Origin of the sequence: Thioalkalivibrio sulfidiphilus HL-EbGr7, assembly GCF_000021985.1 — a bacterium.
GTDB lineage: Bacteria > Pseudomonadota > Gammaproteobacteria > Ectothiorhodospirales > Ectothiorhodospiraceae > Thioalkalivibrio_A > Thioalkalivibrio_A sulfidiphilus.
The window spans coordinates 2733255-2750845 of sequence record NC_011901.1; the positions used below are offsets into that span (position 1 = coordinate 2733255).

At 63.1% G+C, this 17591-nt stretch carries 22 protein-coding genes; 7 read left to right on the forward strand and 15 right to left on the reverse strand.

Going from position 1 to position 17591, the window contains the following annotated elements:
- On the reverse strand, window positions 1-1368 hold the full coding sequence (locus TGR7_RS13015) for a YeeE/YedE thiosulfate transporter family protein (RefSeq protein WP_012639140.1): 1368 nt from the start codon (window positions 1366-1368) through the stop codon (window positions 1-3).
- A gap of 501 nt (window positions 1369-1869) precedes the next feature.
- On the reverse strand, window positions 1870-2721 hold the full coding sequence (locus TGR7_RS13020; RefSeq protein ID WP_012639141.1) for an MOSC domain-containing protein: 852 nt from the start codon (window positions 2719-2721) through the stop codon (window positions 1870-1872).
- A gap of 294 nt (window positions 2722-3015) precedes the next feature.
- Between TGR7_RS13020 and TGR7_RS13025 the strand changes: the two genes are divergently transcribed.
- Window positions 3016-3321 carry a hypothetical protein gene (locus tag TGR7_RS13025; RefSeq protein ID WP_012639142.1) on the forward strand — a complete coding sequence of 102 codons (306 nt, stop codon included), beginning with the start codon at window positions 3016-3018 and terminating at the stop codon, window positions 3319-3321.
- Window positions 3322-3435: 114 nt separating this feature from the next.
- A complete protein-coding gene (locus tag TGR7_RS13030) occupies window positions 3436-3921 on the forward strand; it encodes a DUF4124 domain-containing protein (protein ID WP_012639143.1) in 486 nt (161 codons plus the stop codon).
- Window positions 3922-3930: 9 nt separating this feature from the next.
- Here the strand turns inward: TGR7_RS13030 and TGR7_RS13035 are convergent, their stop codons facing one another.
- The 3 genes from TGR7_RS13035 to TGR7_RS13045 form a co-directional block, all read right to left on the reverse strand.
- Window positions 3931-5127, reverse strand: coding sequence for a mechanosensitive ion channel family protein (locus TGR7_RS13035; RefSeq protein ID WP_245522986.1), 1197 nt, complete (start codon window positions 5125-5127; stop codon window positions 3931-3933).
- Between the two features lie 128 nt (window positions 5128-5255).
- Complete coding sequence (locus TGR7_RS13040) at window positions 5256-6020, reverse strand: SDR family oxidoreductase (RefSeq protein WP_012639145.1); 765 nt, start codon at window positions 6018-6020, stop codon at window positions 5256-5258.
- Between the two features lie 29 nt (window positions 6021-6049).
- Entirely contained in the window at window positions 6050-6547 is a 498-nt protein-coding gene (locus TGR7_RS13045) for a hypothetical protein (protein ID WP_041441899.1), read from the reverse strand.
- A gap of 182 nt (window positions 6548-6729) precedes the next feature.
- Between TGR7_RS13045 and TGR7_RS13050 the strand changes: the two genes are divergently transcribed.
- The gene (locus tag TGR7_RS13050) at window positions 6730-7206 is read left to right on the forward strand and encodes an IS66 family transposase zinc-finger binding domain-containing protein (protein ID WP_012639147.1); all 477 of its coding nucleotides are present in this window, start codon (window positions 6730-6732) and stop codon (window positions 7204-7206) included.
- Here TGR7_RS13050 and TGR7_RS13055 read toward each other — a convergent pair.
- Window positions 7203-8237 carry a S1C family serine protease gene (locus TGR7_RS13055; RefSeq protein WP_012639148.1) on the reverse strand — a complete coding sequence of 345 codons (1035 nt, stop codon included), beginning with the start codon at window positions 8235-8237 and terminating at the stop codon, window positions 7203-7205. The two genes, TGR7_RS13050 and TGR7_RS13055, sit on opposite strands and share 4 nt — an antisense overlap.
- Before the next feature lie 239 nt (window positions 8238-8476).
- Here TGR7_RS13055 and TGR7_RS13060 point away from each other — a divergent pair, with 239 nt between their 5' ends.
- Together TGR7_RS13060 and TGR7_RS13065 are read left to right on the forward strand one after the other, a co-directional pair.
- Complete coding sequence (locus TGR7_RS13060; RefSeq protein ID WP_012639149.1) at window positions 8477-8884, forward strand: hypothetical protein; 408 nt, start codon at window positions 8477-8479, stop codon at window positions 8882-8884.
- Between the two features lie 24 nt (window positions 8885-8908).
- The gene (locus TGR7_RS13065; protein WP_012639150.1) at window positions 8909-9208 is read left to right on the forward strand and encodes a DUF190 domain-containing protein; all 300 of its coding nucleotides are present in this window, start codon (window positions 8909-8911) and stop codon (window positions 9206-9208) included.
- Between the two features lie 52 nt (window positions 9209-9260).
- Here the strand turns inward: TGR7_RS13065 and TGR7_RS17640 are convergent, their stop codons facing one another.
- The 4 genes from TGR7_RS17640 to TGR7_RS13090 all read right to left on the reverse strand — a co-directional run bounded on the left by TGR7_RS17640 (window position 9261) and on the right by TGR7_RS13090 (window position 12575).
- Complete coding sequence (locus TGR7_RS17640; RefSeq protein ID WP_049764674.1) at window positions 9261-10109, reverse strand: hypothetical protein; 849 nt, start codon at window positions 10107-10109, stop codon at window positions 9261-9263.
- Between the two features lie 268 nt (window positions 10110-10377).
- Window positions 10378-10794: a VOC family protein gene (locus TGR7_RS13080; protein ID WP_012639152.1), complete on the reverse strand. Its 417-nt coding sequence runs from the start codon at window positions 10792-10794 to the stop codon at window positions 10378-10380.
- A gap of 32 nt (window positions 10795-10826) precedes the next feature.
- Window positions 10827-12218: an FAD-dependent oxidoreductase gene (locus tag TGR7_RS13085; protein ID WP_012639153.1), complete on the reverse strand. Its 1392-nt coding sequence runs from the start codon at window positions 12216-12218 to the stop codon at window positions 10827-10829.
- 147 nt (window positions 12219-12365) lie between these two features.
- On the reverse strand, window positions 12366-12575 hold the full coding sequence (locus tag TGR7_RS13090) for a DUF2788 domain-containing protein (RefSeq protein WP_012639154.1): 210 nt from the start codon (window positions 12573-12575) through the stop codon (window positions 12366-12368).
- A 197-nt stretch (window positions 12576-12772) separates the two neighbouring features.
- Between TGR7_RS13090 and TGR7_RS13095 the strand changes: the two genes are divergently transcribed.
- Complete coding sequence (locus TGR7_RS13095) at window positions 12773-13294, forward strand: hypothetical protein (RefSeq protein ID WP_012639155.1); 522 nt, start codon at window positions 12773-12775, stop codon at window positions 13292-13294.
- Between the two features lie 86 nt (window positions 13295-13380).
- On the opposite strand, the gene TGR7_RS17645 is transcribed toward TGR7_RS13095, so the two are convergent.
- From TGR7_RS17645 to TGR7_RS16855, 4 genes are all read right to left on the reverse strand, one after another.
- A complete protein-coding gene (locus TGR7_RS17645; RefSeq protein ID WP_187148400.1) occupies window positions 13381-13548 on the reverse strand; it encodes a hypothetical protein in 168 nt (55 codons plus the stop codon).
- A 60-nt stretch (window positions 13549-13608) separates the two neighbouring features.
- Complete coding sequence (locus tag TGR7_RS13100; protein WP_012639156.1) at window positions 13609-14397, reverse strand: class I SAM-dependent methyltransferase; 789 nt, start codon at window positions 14395-14397, stop codon at window positions 13609-13611.
- A gap of 90 nt (window positions 14398-14487) precedes the next feature.
- Window positions 14488-14916, reverse strand: coding sequence for an N-acetyltransferase (locus TGR7_RS13105; protein WP_012639157.1), 429 nt, complete (start codon window positions 14914-14916; stop codon window positions 14488-14490).
- 156 nt (window positions 14917-15072) lie between these two features.
- Window positions 15073-16050, reverse strand: a complete 978-nt coding sequence (locus TGR7_RS16855; protein WP_049764676.1) for an Lcl C-terminal domain-containing protein — start codon at window positions 16048-16050, stop codon at window positions 15073-15075.
- On the opposite strand from TGR7_RS16855, the gene TGR7_RS13115 reads away from it, so the two are divergent.
- Window positions 16049-16987 (forward strand): manganese-dependent inorganic pyrophosphatase, encoded by a 939-nt coding sequence (locus TGR7_RS13115; protein WP_012639159.1) that lies wholly within the window; start codon window positions 16049-16051, stop codon window positions 16985-16987. The two genes, TGR7_RS16855 and TGR7_RS13115, sit on opposite strands and share 2 nt — an antisense overlap.
- Before the next feature lie 55 nt (window positions 16988-17042).
- On the opposite strand, the gene TGR7_RS13120 is transcribed toward TGR7_RS13115, so the two are convergent.
- Window positions 17043-17558: a hypothetical protein gene (locus tag TGR7_RS13120; protein ID WP_245522987.1), complete on the reverse strand. Its 516-nt coding sequence runs from the start codon at window positions 17556-17558 to the stop codon at window positions 17043-17045.
- Window positions 17559-17591: the final 33 nt, after the last annotated feature.

The window sequence follows — 17591 nt, forward strand, 5'->3', positions numbered from 1 at the left end:
TTAAACCGCTCCACGCAGGCAGATCCGGTAGCCTTCCGGGATGTGTGTCACTTCCGCGATGTAGCCCATCTTGTCCACGGCGGCGGGAATAGTACTGGTGGCCTGCCGGTCGTCGGTGATCACGACGATCTCCAGGCTGCCGCTGCGTACCGCCTCGCCGTATCGGTTGAGCTCCTTCAGGGCCAACAACAGACAGGAGGGACAGATCTGCCCCCTGATATCAAGCACGACATTGTCCTGTGCACGCTCGGCCATCAGCGAATCACTACCCTGGACAGCAGCCTGCTGCCAATCCACGCCCCCGGCACCAGGCCGAGCAGAAACAGCAGACTCTGCATGGGCCAGTATGGGAACCCCGCCCCACAGATGCCAGATGTTGCACCCCGGGACCATGCGCGAGGCGGCGCCCAGCAGAATCCCTCCCAACAGGGCCGAGGCATACTGGCGGGCGGGGATGCGATAGCGCAAGCGCCACTCGCCCACACTCAGGGCGGAGGCGGCGGCCCCCAGGACGATACCGGCGATCAGCGGATACTGGATGGCGGCAATGGCATCCAGCTGCGGGCCCGCCCCGCCCTGCACCGCAGAGTCCGCGAACGGCGGGGTGTAGTTCAGCCCCTGCGCCTGGAAGAAGGCGAGACTGGAGACCCGTTCGGGCAGCACCAGGGATTCCAGGGTGGCGCCAAGCTTTGCGTAGGAGGTGGTGATACCCAGGGGCATGCCGATCACATACCAGGAGATGAGGCCCAGGGCCGCCAGCACCAGGGCCGCCTGCCAGGGCGCGATGTGGCCCCGGGCAAAGGCCGGCCGGCTGAGCAGACCAAGATGCTGGCATCGCACCAGGTAGACCAGCCCGAGCAGGGCCAGGGGCAGGATCAGATAGCCGGGCTGCAGACCCAACAGTTGCGGCAGGGTGACCGCCGAATGCAGCATCGTGGAGCGCGCCAGGTCACTCCACCAGGGATGCCATTCGGCGTAGAGCGCGGAGCCGACCAGCAGGCCCACGAAGGCGACCGCGGCCACCACGCTGCCCGCCCCCAGCTTGTAGAGGGTCCCCACGACGCAGCCACCCGCCAGGACCATGCCGATGCCAAACAGCACGCCAGCCACCAAAGTGGTCAGTGAAGCGGGACCCAGGAGCGGGAAGGGATAGGGGGTAAGCTGTCCGCCAAGGCGGGCAAGCTCGAAGGCGAACATGCTCACCACCACCAGCAGCACGAGCATGCGCAGCAGGAACCGGTCATTCACCAGGAACAGGTCACGGAACATGGCCGTGACACAGAAATCGGAACGATGCATCACGAAACCGGCGACCAGGCCGATCACAGCCGAGGTGACGATGATCAGTGTGTAAGGGGATTCACCCATGCAGTTCCATACCCGTCGGTCCCTCGCGCACTTCCGTATGAGATCTATCACGGACTCGCCGACTGTCCAGGTCATCGCGGCTGTCGTGAATGACTGGGGCCAGATACCATGGGTAATCCCCGGACAGTGGCCTCAATCGCACACGATAACCGCACTCCGCGATGGGATATGGCCCGCCTGTCGGGGATTCTCAGCCGCTGAGCCCGACAGCGCCAGGTGTCGGGAATGTTCGGTGAACCCTGCGCGTCCGGGGCGAGTTGGGACACCCATCATCCTGGACCTCAATCCAGCCGGGGCGAGTTGGGACACCCATCATCCTGGACCTCAATCCAGCAGAACCTCATCACCCACGCGCACGCGGCCTGCCAGACGGAACCTCATCGGGGCGAGTTGGGACACCCATCATCCGGGCGAGTTGGGACACCCATCATCCTGAGACGGGCGAGTTGGGACACCCATCATCCTGAGACGGGCGAGTTGGGACACCCATCATCCTGGACCTCAATCCAGCAGAACCTCATCACCCACGCGCACGCGGCCTGCCAGACGGGTCTCCCCGTACACGCCCACGTTCTGATCCGCCTCCCGGACAACCGTGCGCAGGATGGCGGTGTCGGCGTCGAAATCGGCCTGGGCGCGGGTGATGGCGCCGCAACGGGGCGTGGTGCCGACACACTCCAGGCTCACATCCCCGATGCGCAGCCGCCGGCCGATCCAGTCCTGCTCCACCAGGCCCTCCAGCCCGGGTTCGGTCTCGATGAGGACATTGGGGCGAAAGCGTCGCCTGTCCCAGTCTGCGCCGGGATGGAGCCCTTTGAGGTGCCTGAGCGAGGCGGTGGTGAGCAGGTGCAGGGTGGTGACCACGAAGAAGCTGCCGGGCACCGAGACGTGATCCACCAGGGGTTCGGGGAGCTGGTCCAGGGCCGGCAGCGGTTCGCCCGGCTCGCGCTCGAAGGTGGCCGCCAGTTCCTCGAGCCAGCTGTGCGCGTCGGGCTTGTAGCGCCGGTAGAAGGCACTGTCCGAGGCGGGTCTCAGGGCCTGCAGGGTGGACGCACGGCCCACCAGGGCCGAGAGGCGCTCGTCGATCTCCGCGCTGTCGCTGCCCAGCACCGAGCCGTCGGGAAAACGCACCTCAACCTCACCGCCTCCCCCGGGGCGACAGCGTGCCGAGCAGCGCAGCAGGTCCGGACGGGTCTTGCAGCTCTGCACCTCCTCACGCGCCTCGTCGCGCAGGGCCCAGATCCGGTCACCCTCCAGACCCCGCTCGCCCAGGGCGCAGTCCTCGAGCCGCTCCCCCGCCATGCCCTTGACCGGGTAACGCCAGATTTCACCGATCCTGCCCACCTTGATCATGCTGTCTCTCCCCGCCGGGATGCCGGGCCCTCCGGCACCCTCCAGGCCTGGCCAAACACAAGGCAAGATACGTTCCACGCCCTGCCCGGTGGGCCACGCACCGCCTAACCGGGGGACGCATGGCCCGGCCGCGCGGCAAGGCCGTGTGCAGAGGCACCGGATTGGTGCGCAAAACCCTGCAAAAACAAGGTAAATCGCTACACCCCCATGACCGTACGGACCGGGGGGCAGACTTGACCCCGGGGAGCCGCGGGCTTACGGTTTCAGCATCAGGCAATCCCGGAGGCATAGCCCATGCACCTCACCGAACGTTTGAACACACTTGTTGGCGACCAGCGCTTCATGCTCTCCGCCCTGGTGCTGGCCACCGGGCTGCTACTGACCCTGCAGAACCCCATGGCCCGTGATTCCGCCGCGGAACTGATCTCCCGGGTCCAGGTGCCGGACATCTCCCAGGTGTTCGAGATGCGGCCCCAGACCCCGCCGCCCATGGTGGAAGGGGATCAGCTGATGTCCGAGGAGATCGAGGAGATGCAGGTCCCCCTGGTCTCCGATCGCGACACCGCCCGCAACAGCGAACTGTTCCGGCGCCCGCAGTAGGCGTCAGCCAGCGTCCATCAATACCGCTAACACAAGGCCATGCCCGATCGGGCATGGCCTTTTTCATGGCCTGCCCCTGAGAGGGCAACCAGCCCGAGCACATGGAGGCGCAACATGAACACATCCCTTGCATCGATTTCCCTGATCCTGCCCCTGGTTCTTGTCCTCGCCTTGGCCCTGGCCGCCCCGGCCGGTGCGCAGATCTACCGCTGGGTGGACGAGCAGGGCCAGGTCCACTTCGGCGACTGTGCACCGCCGCGCTGCAATTCCACCGAGGTCCGCATGGCACCGGGGCCCAGCCAGGAACAGCTGGAGCGCGCCCGGGAGGAACGGGAGAGACAGCGCGAGGCGCGCGAGCAGCGGGAACTGATCCAGAGACAGGTGCAGGAGGCGGAACGTCGCGAGCAACAGCAGCAGGAACGCCAGCAGGCACAGCGCCGCAGCTACTGCCAGCAGGCCCGCAGCGAGCTCAGGATCCTGGAGACGCCCCGCCCGGTGTTTCACGTGGACGAGAAAGGTGAGCGCGTCTACCTGGACGACGCGACACGCAGCACGCAGATCCAGCAGGCCAGGGGGAATGTCGCACGATTCTGCGACTAGCGTCCTGCATCAGGGATTTTGACCGGACTGCGCAGTGCCTGTAGGCGGCGGAGAGAGAGGAAAAACCTCGGGCGCATCGGGAAGGCTTTCCAGGTACAAAGACCGGCTCGGGAAGGCGAAGCCTGTGCCCGCGCTCTCGACGATCTCCTTGATGGCGTAGGCCAGGCGTTCCTTGATCTCCAGCCAGTCGCCCCAGACCGTGGTGGTGGTAAAGCAGTACACCAGGATGTCGATGGAGCTGTCATTGAAGGAGTCTATGCGCACGAAAGTCGGCACATCATCTGGCTTTGCGAATTCCTCGTTTTCCAGAATATATCTCTCGATGCCGTCTCTGATCTGCTTGAGCTGCTCAAGGGTGGTTCTGTACTCAACACCAAGCATCCAGCGGATACGACGGTGGCTCATGCGTGAGAAATTCGTGACCGCGCTGTCCGCGAGGCGGGCATTGGGGACATAGACGGGGGCACGATCGAACCGACGTACCGTGGTGGTACGAAACCCGATCTGCTGGACCGTTCCCTCCACTACGCCATCCACATGGATCCAGTCCCCGGGCTGGAAACGACGTTCGCCGATCACGAAAAGGCCTGCAATCAGATTCTTGAACAGGTCCTGAGCACCCAGCGCGAGGGCGACACCGAACAGGCCGAGGCCGGCGATGATCGGCCCCACCGCAATCCCCCAGAGTTCCAATATTGTGGCTACGCCCAGCACCACAAAAGCAATCTTCGCCGCTTTGACAATCCAGTCGACCATCGGACGTGTGAGCACACCCTCTGCCTTGAGCAGCAGAGAACCCACAGGGGTCGTAATGCGGTAAAAGGCCCAGAAAAGCGTAAACGCGATCAGGGTGCGATTGAGGTTGTAAAACACCTCGCGCTTACCCTCGTCGACCTCAAGCACACTCAGAGCAAAAAACACTCCCATCACTACCGGAATGAACCGGATTGGGTCGTACAGCGCGTTAATGATACGGTCATCCAGATTTGATCTGGTTCGCGAGGCTGCCCGCTCAAGCGCACGCAAAAGAAAACGACTTAAGACATTCCTCAACAGCAGGAATAACAGGAATATTGAAAGAGCAATCAGAGTGTCTGAAATATTGATGCCAAACACGCCCTCACGCCATACCTGTGTGACAAGCTCCCAGAATTCCCCAAATGTGGCGATATCCATCGAATCCAGTTTCCCGATCAGTTCAGACACTCACGACCGGGAAGACTACCACTGGTGGCACGAGGACACACCCGCCTCCGCGGAGGATCATGGAGACTGCCCCCTGCCCGAGCCGCAGCATTGTGCTTGCCCCCGTTCGGTAATTCCCTAGGGTCAGGTCACGGCACGTAGATCATCTTTCGAGTCATACCCCCATCCACCACGAAGTTCTGCCCGGTGATGAAGCCTGCGTCAGGCGAAAGCAGGAATGCCACCAATGCGGCGATATCCTGTGGCCGACCTACCCGACCCACGGGATGCTGCTCATGGTCCACTGCCCTATGATCAGCAGGATGTCGGTCGGAGCGCTTGCGCCATTCACTGACATCGATCCAGCCCGGGCTGACGGCATTGACCCGGATCTCCGGCCCCAGGCTCATGGCCAGGGCATGGGTCAGGGCCACCAGCCCGCCCTTGCTCGCCACATAGGCCTCGGTGTCGGGTTCCGACTGCAGGGCGCGGGTGGAGGCGATGTTGACGATGGCGCCCCGGGTCCGGCGCAGATGGGGGGCGGCGTGTTTCACGGTGAGGAAGGCGCCGGTGAGATTGGTCGTGATCACGCGCTGCCAGTCCGCCAGCGACAGCGACTCGACCGGACCCAGGAAGGGATCGGCGATGCCGGCGTTGTTGACCACCCCGTCGAGACGCCCGAAGGCCTCGACCGTGGCCGCGATGCTGCCGGCCACCGCGGACTCGTCACGCACGTCCGAGTGCAGAAAGCGCAGCGAATCCCCGGCCCCCAGCTCCTCCAGGCATTCCTGTCCCGCCTCGGCGTCGATGTCCGAGATGACCACCGCATAGCCTTCTCCAAGCAGGTGGGCAGCGATCCCCTTGCCGATGCCCTGGGCACCGCCGGTGACATAGACCACGCGTCTGCTGCTCATCAGGCTCTCTCCGGGTTCGGGATTCGGTTTCAGGGCGCGCGCCCGGGTTCGGCCTTCCGGGCCTTGAGTGCTTCCATGTGCTCGATGAGTCCGTCGGTGGTCTCCTTGAGCAATTCCAGTTCCTCGACGGACAGATCGTCGAGCCTTTCCAGGTTGTACTCGATGGTGTCGATGATCTGCTTCGCGGGGCGTTGCAGCGGGCGCATGAAGTAGGCCGTGACCGTGGCCACGATGGTGCCGAAGAACAGCACCGAGCCCAGCACGATCCAGAGCGCGCCGATGAATCGCGCCGTGCCCGTCACGGGGGTGTCCGCGATGCCGGCGGTGGAGAAGGCCGCCACGCCCCAGTAGAGCGCCGCGCCGTAGCCATCGATGGATGATCCGTCCGCAGCGCGCTCGGCCAGGAGCATGCCTGCGGCGAACAGCAACCACAGCCCCACGAGCAGCAACAACATCCACACGAACGGCGTATGGAACATCACGTCGCGCAGGAAGCGCTGCAGGCGTTTGCGATGTCTGTGTGTCACAGGCCTGAATATACGCCCATTTGGCATGGGCAACAGCGGCCCGCGGCAGTGACCCGCCGCAGCTTCTATACTTTTGAATTGTACCCACACCCCGCCGTCCGGCCAGCCAGGCACGGTGCCGGGCTTGTTCCCCAGGGATGACCAGAGGAGGACACACGCACCATCCAACCGGAGGAATCATCATGACTGCACACGTCTGTCGTCAGTGCAGTGCCGATGTCTCGGTACTGCGACTGGATCGCGTCGAGGGCGAGAACAGCGGCATCCACGTCACCATCGAGGGCCTGCCCGTCCTGGACTGCAGCAACGGCCACCGGCGCTTTCCCACGCCGGACTTCCCGCTTGAATTCATCCGCCACCTGGTGGAATCCGAGGCCCTGGATGGCGTCACGCCCGCCGTTCAGAAGGGCCTGTTCCGCAAGCGCCTGCTCTGCCCAGCCTGCGGCAAGGAACTCTCCTCGGTGGCCGAAGACCGGCGCAACGGCCGCGCGCACGTAGCGGTGCCGGAAGGAGACCCGGTGGCGGTGGAAGTGATCGTGCCCCTGTATCGCTGCCCGGCCTGCGACAAGCAGGCCAGCGAACCGGAGTCGGGGCTTCAGCGCGATGTCATGCAGGCGGTGGCCAACGCGTTTCGCAGCGCGGAGATCCCGCCGGGCTAATCCGATTCGCCCAGGGTGGTGGTCAGGGAGATCCGCTCGCCCGCACGCAGGACGCTGATGGTGACGCTGTCGCCAGGATTGAGCCCGCCCAGATGCTGACGGACACGCTGATACCCATCATCGTCCGCAAAGGAGATGCCCGCGACGCTCAGGATCACGTCGCCGCCGAGGATCAGGGTCTCGCCGGCGATGTCCACCTCCACCGTGCCCGCGCGCAGGCCGATGCGCGCCGCGGGCGAACCCGAGGCCATGCCCTGCACCAGCAGGCCCCGCGCCTGCGGGATGTTTAGGAGCCGGGCCAGGTTGCCCTGCACCCAGTAACCGTTCAGGCCGTTCCAGAAGGCCCGCTGCTCCAGCAGCAGCTCGCGCACCTGGTTGGAGGTCACCGCAAACCCCAGGCCCTGGGAGCCGCCGGAACTGGTGAGGATGCGGCTGACGATGCCCACCACTTCACCTGAATGGTTGAACAACGGTCCACCGGAGTTGCCGCGGTTGAGGGAGGCATCGGTCTGCAGCAGCTCGCCCAGGCCGAAGTCGCCGGTGATGTCGCTGCCCCGATGGCGGGCGCTGATGTGTCCCACGCTCAGGGCATGGGCCAGGCCGTGGGGCGCGCCGATGGCGAACACCGGCTGGCCGATGCGCACGCCGTCCGAGTCCCCCAGACGTGCCACCGCGGCACTCGCAGGCACCGCCTCCACCTTCAGCAGGGCGATATCCGCCGCGGGCTCCGAACCGATCACCCGGGCATCCACCGTGCTGCCATCGGCAAAGCTCACCTGGATCTGGTCCGCGGACTGCACCACGTGGGCGGCGGTCACGATGCGGCCGTCCCCGGACACCAGCACCCCCGACCCGACGCGCTGGATGGTACGCCACGCCAGCTGGTCGGTGCCCCGCGCCACCTGCTCCTGGGACTGGATCACCACCACGCTGGGATTGACCCGCTCGAACAGATCGGCGAGATCCGCTGCCTGCGCCGAGGCGGATGCAAGGATCAGGAGTGAAAGAAGACAGGCAAGAAACCGGGGCATTGAGAAGACTCCGCTGATGTTGGGCTTGTAGTCGTCCCTGCCATTTGAAGCGATCGGCGCGACGAGGTCCACCCCGGATCGGCCGGTCAAGGCATGACGGAATCCTTACCCTGCCCGGAATGCGGGTCGTAGGCACCCCGGCAGCCGGATTTGCGCTTCCTTGCCTTTAAGCGCTGAGGCACTATGGTGACTGAACAAGGCCCCATATCCACATGCCCTACCCGCCGGAGCATACCCGGATGACCGAACTCAACATCCGCAGCGGCAGACGTCGTCTCTCGACCCTGGCCAGCATTCCCTGGACACTGGTGATCATCCTGTACATGGTGGTGGTGCACTACTCCGCCCTCGACATGAGCGGGATCACCGGCTACGTCTTCATCGGCCTCGGCGTGTTCGTGCTGTTCGTGGAATTCTTCAAGAGCGGGGACATCAACGCCGCGGCGTTCCTGATCGATCTCAGCAGCGCGGTCCTGTCCCTGATCGTCGCCACCGTACTGCTGAGCTACCTGTATTTCTCGCTCGATCAGGTCCCGACCTTCTACCACTGGTTCGGTTTCGCCATCATCCTGGGCGACGCCATCCTGAGTCCCTTCAACGCGTTCCGGACTGCCCTGCGCAACCTGGGCCTCGGGGTTTCGACCTGAGACGCACGCACCGGGATCATGCCCATGACCGAAGTAACCGTGGTTCGACTCTATCTCAGCGAAGGCGAGGCGCAGCTGGACAGCCTGATGCGGCGGCTGCGCGACTGGGAGAAACTGCGGGGTCTGACCGTGTTCCGGGGGATCTCCGGTTTCGGCGATGACGGCGTGATCCGTCGCGAAGGCCCTGTTCGCCTGGAACCGGACCTGCCGGTGGTGGTGGAGTTCTTCGACACCCCGGAGAAGATCGAGGCCGTGCTCCGGCACCTGCAGACCGAGATCAAGCCCGGTCATCTCCTCAGCTGGACGGCGCGGATCAATCAGTAACAGCGCCGCTGCAACCTCATGATCCGCCCCCTTCTGCCATGGATCGACCGGGTCAGCGGAACTCGGTCACCCGCAGCCTGTAGCGGTGAAAACCCTCTGCGACGCTGCCGACGAACACCTCGTAGCGTCCGGCAGGCCAGCGCCCCTGGACCACCGGGTTCAGGCCGTCAGTGTCGTCATTGCATCGCAGCCCGTCCGGCCCCCGGATGACCAGGCTGGTGTCCGCGTCGCTCAGCACGTGGAGTTTCAGATAAGCGAACTCGTTGCTGAGGGTCACCACATGATCCGGCGTCCCGTCGATCTTGCCCACGCACGGCCCGTGATAGCTGCTGCCCATGGAGGCGGCATCGGTGCCGCCGCCCGAGGTGCCGGTCAGGATCCGGGGATCGGGCTCAAATCCCGGGGCAAGCACCACGCTCTCGTAATCGCCGCTTGCCGACCCCGGCAAACTGGCCCCGGGAGGCAACTCGCTGATCGAGATGGTGTACGAGTGGGCGCCGGTGTCCACGCTGCCCACGTAGATCTGATAGGTACCGGCAGGCCAGTAACCTTCGATCACGGGGTTGAGCCCATCGCCATCATCATTGCAGCGATAGCCGGCAGGTCCCCGGATGACCAGGCTGGTGTCCTTGGCCGAGTTCACCTGAACGCGCAGCTGCGAAAAATCGGCCCTGAGGACCAGGGTGTGATCGGGGGTCGTGTCGATCTTCCCCGTGCACGGCCCGCTGGATGTGCTGCCATGCCCGGCCGCATCCACGCTGCCGCCGGAGATCCCCGTACCGGTCGCCGGATCGGGCGTAAAGCCCGGTGACAGATCAAAGTCCTCGAATTGAGCTGATGCCGTCGCGGCCCACAGAACAGCCACCAGGATGACTGCGATACGCCTGATCATGAACATCATTGCACTCCCTGATTATCGTTGTGGTGGTATGCAGGCCTGCCTCCGTGTTGCCGCGTCGGTCCCCAAACCGACGAGCCCCGGCACCCGGTCATGCGGGATAATCCGCACAATCTGTAAGCCTTGCGGATAGGGTCCTCCTGAGCAGGTCAGCCCGTCAAGACAGACGTCTGACCTTCCGTCTGCCGTTCTGCACCGGCTGCCGATGGCATCTGCCGGGCCACCCCGACAGGCAAACACGCGTGCGCCATGGGCCCACTCACGGCCTCCCCTACCTGGCGAAGATCTGACCGAAGTCGGCGAAGGCCTTGAACTCCAGGGCGTTGCCGCTGGGGTCGAGCACGAACATCGTCGCCTGCTCGCCGGGCTCGCCTTTAAAACGCACGTAGGGCTCGATGACGAACGTCACCTGCGCCTCACGCAGCCGCTCGACCAGTGCATGCCACTGGTCCATGGTCAGGATCACCCCGAAGTGAGGCACCGGTACCTGGTGAGCATCCACCTCGTTCTCCACGGCAGGACGGGACAGGCCCTCGGCCAGGTGCGCCACGATCTGGTGGCCGTAGAGATCGAAGTCCACCCAGGTCTCTGCGCTGCGCCCCTCGGGGCAGCCCAGGATGCCACCGTAGAAGGCGCGGGCGGCGGCGAGGTCGTGGACCGGGAAGGCGAGATGGAAGGGGTTGTTCATACGCGGGCTCACTCGGACCATGGGCTGTGCGATCAGCTGGCGTCCTCGCCGCTGATCAGGTGCGTCGGCAGGTCGGACGCCGCATGCCGGCTGTCGCCCCGCAGCAGATCACGGGCGAAGCGTTCCTCGTCCACCTTCGCGCCCAGGAACTGCGCCACGGCGCGCATGTCCACCTCGGCGTTCTCCAGGCAGCAGGTGGCGCCCGGTGAGGGCGTCATGTTGAAGATCGCGCCGAGCCCGGTGTCGATCTTCGCCTCGCCCATCATCAGGCGCCGGTTCTCCTTGTCGATCAGCTGCGGGCGGATGCCGCCCACGTGGCGGGCGAACTTCAGATCCCGGAACTTGATGTCCGGGACGATCTTGCGCACGTCGCGCAGGAACAGGTCGCGGCGCAGCACCGGCACCTCGAACAGGAAGTTCTTGAGCATGTAGTTGCGGATGTCCGGCACCTTGAGCAGGTCGTAGAGCACGTCCCAGACCTTGCGATCGAAGTTGAACACCCGCATGAAGTCCTTCACCGTCTCCCAGTTGTAGCGCTCCAGCACCGGCAGCACCAGGGCGGTGGGCCCCCAGCGGGTCTTGCCCGGCACCATCACGTCCGGATCGCCGTGGATGGCGGCGAACGGCAGCTTGTCGTTCTGCACCGTGTAGACCTTGCCGCGCAGCACCTGGGGGGTGAAGTAGTAACTGCCCGCCACCGGCAGCACCGAGAAGTGGTGGCCGTAGCCGAGGTCGTGGGCGAGCTTGAGGCTGTGCCCGCCGGCGCAGACCACGATGCTGCGCGCCTGGAAGCTGGTGTCGCCGGTCTCCACCACGAACACCTCGCCCTTGCGGCGGATGTGCAGCACCCGCTGGTTGTACTCCACCGACACCTGCTTGTCCCCGACCCGCTGGGCCTGGCGCACGAAGGAGCGGGCCAGGGCCTCGAAGTTGACCGCGGTGTATTCGTTCTCGGAACCCAGCGCGACGATCTCGTCGGCGCGCGGGCTGCCCTTGCTGTAGGCCACTGCCGGTTCCATGCGGGCGATGTCCTTCGCCTCCAGCAGGCGCAGCTTCGGGTAGTGGGGTGAAAGGGTCTCGAATCGCTTGCGCAGCTGCTGGCACTCCCGTTCGCCGACCCCCAGCACCATCTTGGGATAGCGGAAGATCAGGTGGTCGATATCCGGCTGGGCGACGGCGTAGTTCTCCACCATGCGCGCCGCGCGCTGCACCTTGAGGGCCTTCTCCAGGCTGTAGTTGGTCTCGATGTCGCCGCAGTGCAGGGTCTGGCTGTTGTTGCTGTGCAGGGAATTGACCCGCGCCGGCGCGGCATACTTCTCCAGCATGCCGATGTGCTTGATATCGGTGTAGCGGCTCGCGACGTACAGCAGCGCCGAGCCGGTGACACCGCCGCCGACGATCAACAGATCGAAAACCTGGGCCATTGCAAAACCTCAAGATACCGGGTGGATTCGCAACCCGTTGTTTCGTTTAAACATAATCGGTCAATCATAACTCATGGGCCGGCATCCGTGCTGGTCGAACAAAGATTCTACCCATGGTGTCTAGGACAGGGCGGGACCCCTGGCGGGCTACACATCCAGCAGCCACTCGATCAACTGCTTGATGCCGAACCCCAGCATGCCGAAGGCCAGGACGAAGAACAGCACGAAGGTACCCAGCCGGCCGGCCTTCGACTTGCGCGCCAGGTCCCAGATGATGAACAGCATGAAGCCGATGAACAGGCCCAGGCCCCAGGTCATGCCGAACCGCGCGATCTGCTCTTCTGTGAAGCCGAACATGGGGTTACCTGTCTGTGAATGTGTCAGCCTGGCCGCCTCGTGCCCGGCGGGAGCCTGACATCCTTTGCCACCCCCTGCGCTGATTCTGGAGCAGTGAGCACGGAACCAACACCCGAAATCCCTTTCTAATCCTACGCCAATCCCGTATCGCGGGGTGCGCCGGTTCGGCCCGTGGCCGTGTAGCGGAGAATGCTTCGATGCGCTTGCTGTTGGGTATTGCGGCCGGTCTGGCCGCCGTGACAGGCATCAGCCTGTTGTTCCTTGTTCCCCTGTTCCTGATCCTGGGTCCCGAACACGCCCTGGTGGCTGGCACCCTGCAGTTCAACACTGCCTGGATCGGGGTCGCCCTGATCGTGAGCCTCACCGCCGCCAGCATCGGCGGCTGGATCGCGCACCGGGTGTCCGACTCCATCGGCGCCGTATTCGGCGTGATCGCCCTGGTGCTGGGCTTCGGCCTGATCGATGCCGGCTATCACCAGTGGCTGGCGCCCGCCACTCTGGCCCTGCCCGGCCAGCTCCCCTGGTATGAGCTGCTGCTCGGCCTGCGCGAACCGCTCTGGTACGACATCACCCTCCCCTTGCTCATGGCCGCCTTCATCTGGGTGGCCGGTTCCAGCCGTCAGTTCGAACAGCACCCAGACGCCGGGCGCGGCTGGCTCCTGGGCGGTGCCGGCTCGGTGAGGCAAAAGGGTGGTCAGCGCGCTGATCCAGAGTCATGAGGCAAGCAAGATGAGGCAAGGGGTAAGATGAGGCAAGGGGTCGGTGACAAATGATTCTCATTTGTCACCGACCCCTTTTCACTCTCTCAGAGCGCGGGGAGCACCGAAAGATCGTCGGCGCAGATCACTATACCATCGTCACTCATGAACGATTCGCGCAGGAAGTGGCGGCGGTCGTCCTGGAGGTGGTATGGGCTGCCAGCAGCCAGTGATCTTGAGAGTGGAATGAGCACGTAATCGTTTTTATCGAACACGAATTAGTCCATCAGCCTATAGACATCCCAAATATAATTGATGACCGTCCATGACCTCTTCTAACTGCTTCGCGAGGAGATGTTGCGCTGAAAGTATGCTCCTGCATCGGCACGCGCCTCGATTAGAGTGCAACCACTCTCGGAGAGAAAAGGTTTCTCAGAAACCGTCGACACCACAATCGACCGGAAGCCACACATGGTCAACTCCTCCACGACTCGCTCAACGCTGTACATCCTCAGGATCAATTCCTCATGCTCCGTATCAATAACATGGCCTCCTCGACGCTTCTCATACAGCCCGGTGAAACGGACCGAATCCGCCCAACTCGATTTTGAAACGGTGCAAGAGTAGGTGATCGAAGCACCATCAGCGCAGACTACTGTGCGTGATTCGAGTCGCACTTTCTCGCTGGACACCTGCTCGCAGGCCGGAACCTCTAGCAGAAACTCTGCATTGGGCTGCATGTGTGAACGAATACGTGTAAGCCCAGTGCGGAGTTCTTCGTCCTCGGCAAGGAGCCCAATAGATCCAGAGGGGATGAAGACCATGGAGTACCATTCAGGCAGCTGCAGTGACGCCACCTCCTGCTGATAAACGCAAACATGAACCCCTAGCCTTCGTGCGCTGGCCCGGCAGGACTCCAGCATCGCAGACGATGCGTCGACGCCGTCAACCTGGAATCCAGCCTGGATCATTGGCAAGAGGAAGCGACCTGAACCACACATTGGCTCAAGCACTCTACCACCGGAAGCGCGAGCTTTGCCAAGATAGAAGGCGAGTGACTCCGGCGGGGCGGACGGCTTGTCCGCATTGTAGAATTCTGTACAGAGATTTCCGTACGTTGCCATGTCTGACCCTGGTGCCTGGTGATACCTGCAGTGATAGCTCTGAAGTTGGGCGAGATAGCGACCTGTGTTGCAGGCTTTTACGAGTGCAATTTAGTATGAGCGATATTCCATAATGAGCTCGGGGTGGCCAGTATAGCTATCCATTTGCTCGCCTCTTGAATGAAATCCGTGCCTCTCATAAAACTTGATGCTTCGATCGTTTGCACGATAAACAGTTAGCGTCAAGCTCTCTCTTCGACTCTTCGCATCGTTAAGCAAACAAGCACCGATACCCCTGCCCTGATAATCCGGGGAAACGAAGATTGCAGCCAGAGCATTCCCGAATAGGCAATAGAATCCAGCCACTTGGCCATTGACCTCGAATACAAAGGTTTCTGATGTGGGGATGTACACACTCCGCATGTCGCTAAGCTTGGACTCCCAATAAGCAGGCTCGACAAAGTCATGTGCTTTAATTGATGCTGACAACCAGATATCCATGACCTGATCGATATCCGCTTCTCTATAGTCACGAATCATGAGGGTGTTCCTGGCAACTCCAAAAGCCTGGCATCTGCAGGAAGTGTCATCGCCTTTGCGAGCAGTAAGAGAGCAGCAGGGGGAGGCGGTGACAAATGATTCTCATTTCTCACCACCCCCTATTCAACCCCTAGTAAACAGGCCCCAGTGCTCACGTCATCGGGCCATGCGTATGCAGCGCCCTCTGACTCCGCCTGCAGGCTTGGATGTGATGGTCACACTGCCATTCAAGAAAGACTGTGTCTCGGCCAGATTACTGTCGACCTCCCGAGACGACCAGTAAGTCGCGTTTGCAAAACCGCCGACCACGGCGCGATTCAGAAACAACTGGTTCAGTTCAAACGGCGAGGGCACGTACCAGTCGCCATAACAGACCTCTCCGGCATCACCCGGCGAGCCACACGGGGTCACACCATCCGCCTGGACGGCATACTCGGCACAGACTGCCGGGACGCTGAGCTGGTTGTAGGAACCAACATTTGCGAAGGCAGCAATGATCAAGTCCGTGTTCCTGATCCCTGCGCCGATCCCGTTGCCTCTCGCACCGGTGAGTACATTCGGCCCCCAAGGATAGCTCTGGCCAACCGTGTCCTGCCTGGCCGCGACCAGGACATAGCCCGCTGTCGGATCAACCCAGAAGATGACACCACCCAATGCCTCCTGACCCACGACATACTGCGGTGGGGCATCGGACCATTGCGTGTCAAAATCAGTATCCCCCGCCTTCGTCAGCACCTGACCGGTCACGCCACCGGCGGGAACGCCGGGCCCTGCTTCGCCCATCGGTCCCGCAGGCCCCACGGACCCCGTCAGGCCTTGTGGCCCCGGGGGGCCCATGGGCCCGACGTCGCCCTGCTCACCCTGTGGCCCGACCGCACCGGTAGGCCCCGTATCGCCGGTTTTGCATCCCGCCTGCATCACCAGCAACATCACCACCAGGGTGCAAGTCATTCCTCTACGAACATGGCGAAAACTCGAGACATTCATTGAATCGATGACGGTCATGTGAAGGGTCCAGATGAACAGGGTCAGGGTGCAATTATTATTGATATTAGCGAAGATCTCTCTCTGATCCGGTTTATACATCGACATCGACACCGGCACCACCCCCGACTGGATACCCTGACCGGCCATGCCCAAGCCCATCTACGTCATCGGACACCGCAATCCGGACACCGACAGCATCGGCGCGGCGATCGCCTATGCGCAGTTCAAGAACCTGCAGGGCGAGTCGCATGTCCGCCCCGCGCGCGCCGGAGAACTGAACGCGGAGTCCCGATTCGTGCTCAAGCACTTCCACGTGCCGGCGCCGGAACTGCTCAGCGACGCCACCGGACTCGACCTCATCCTGGTCGACCACAGTGAGATCGGCCAGGCCCTGCCGAACATCGAGCAGGCCAGGGTGCACGAGATCCTGGAACACCACCGGATGGGCGATCTGCGCACGCCGGAACCCATCCTGATCCACTGCGAGCCCGTGGGGGCCACTGCCACGCTGATCGCCGAGCGCTACTTCTCCAGCCGCCTCACGCCCAGCCCCGCCATGGCGGGGCTGATGATCGCCGCCATCCTGTCCGACACGGTCGGGTTCCGCTCACCCACGACCAGCGACAAGGATCGCGACGTCGCGGCCCGGCTGGCGCCGCTGGCGGGCCTGGACCTCGAGGACTTCGACCGGCGTCTGCGGGAGATCCGCACACAGGCCACCGCCAGTCTCAGCGCGGCGGCGATCCTGGGCAGCGACTTCAAGGAATTCCACATGGGCGAACTGCGCCTGGGGATCGGCCAGGTGGAGGTCATGGGGGCGGACGCGCTGGCGCACCGCAAGCAGGACATCCTCACCGAGATGCGCGAGGTGCTCGAGGCGCGGGGGCTGGCGCTGGTCATACTCATGGTCACCGACATCGACGCCCAGGCCAGCGACCTGTGGGTCGTGGGCGATCGTCTCGATGTGGCCGAACAGGCCTTTGGCCCGATCAGCCAGGGCCGCGTACACCTGCCCGGCTGCCTGTCGCGAAAGAAACAGGTGGTGCCGCCGCTCGAGGAAGTGCTGGCCCGGCGGGGCGCGTGAAACGCGTCAGTCAAACCGGGGGAAGATCAGCAAGTCGCGACAGATCCATATTCACTCAAAGGACGAGCCGAATATCCCTAGACGCTTCCCTCGCATCACTCTCCATTCGCTTCTTCCAGGCCTTGATTCGATAGACGATGTAGTAGTCGATTGCCAGAACGAACCAAACCCCGACACCCAGGCTCAGCAAGACGTCTCTCAACGCGCCAGGTACAAGTGCGGCCAGCCACAAAATGCCCGCGGCCAAGATCGCGACGGCGATGGAATGCCAGAGCGGCCTGCGAAGGACCACTGTGAACAGGACAGGCACCGCGACAGCGAGCATCAATGCAGCCAGGGAGGTGGTTGCAAGGCCCTGCTGGAAGCTGCCGTCCAGTGAGACGTAGCTGTAATAGATGGCGACCACGACAGCCAGTATCCACAGCAGGGCAAGCACGAGCATGACAAAAACCAGCTTGAACAGGTTCGCTAAGCCAGTGAGCGCAGCGGACTCCGGCGTGTTGACGCCCGCAGGTTCTTCGTCTCGATTTTCCATAACGGATTCTTCCGCTGAAAGAAATGACAGGGTCATTGTCGCGCTGTAAAAATCGATCTGTCACCTTTT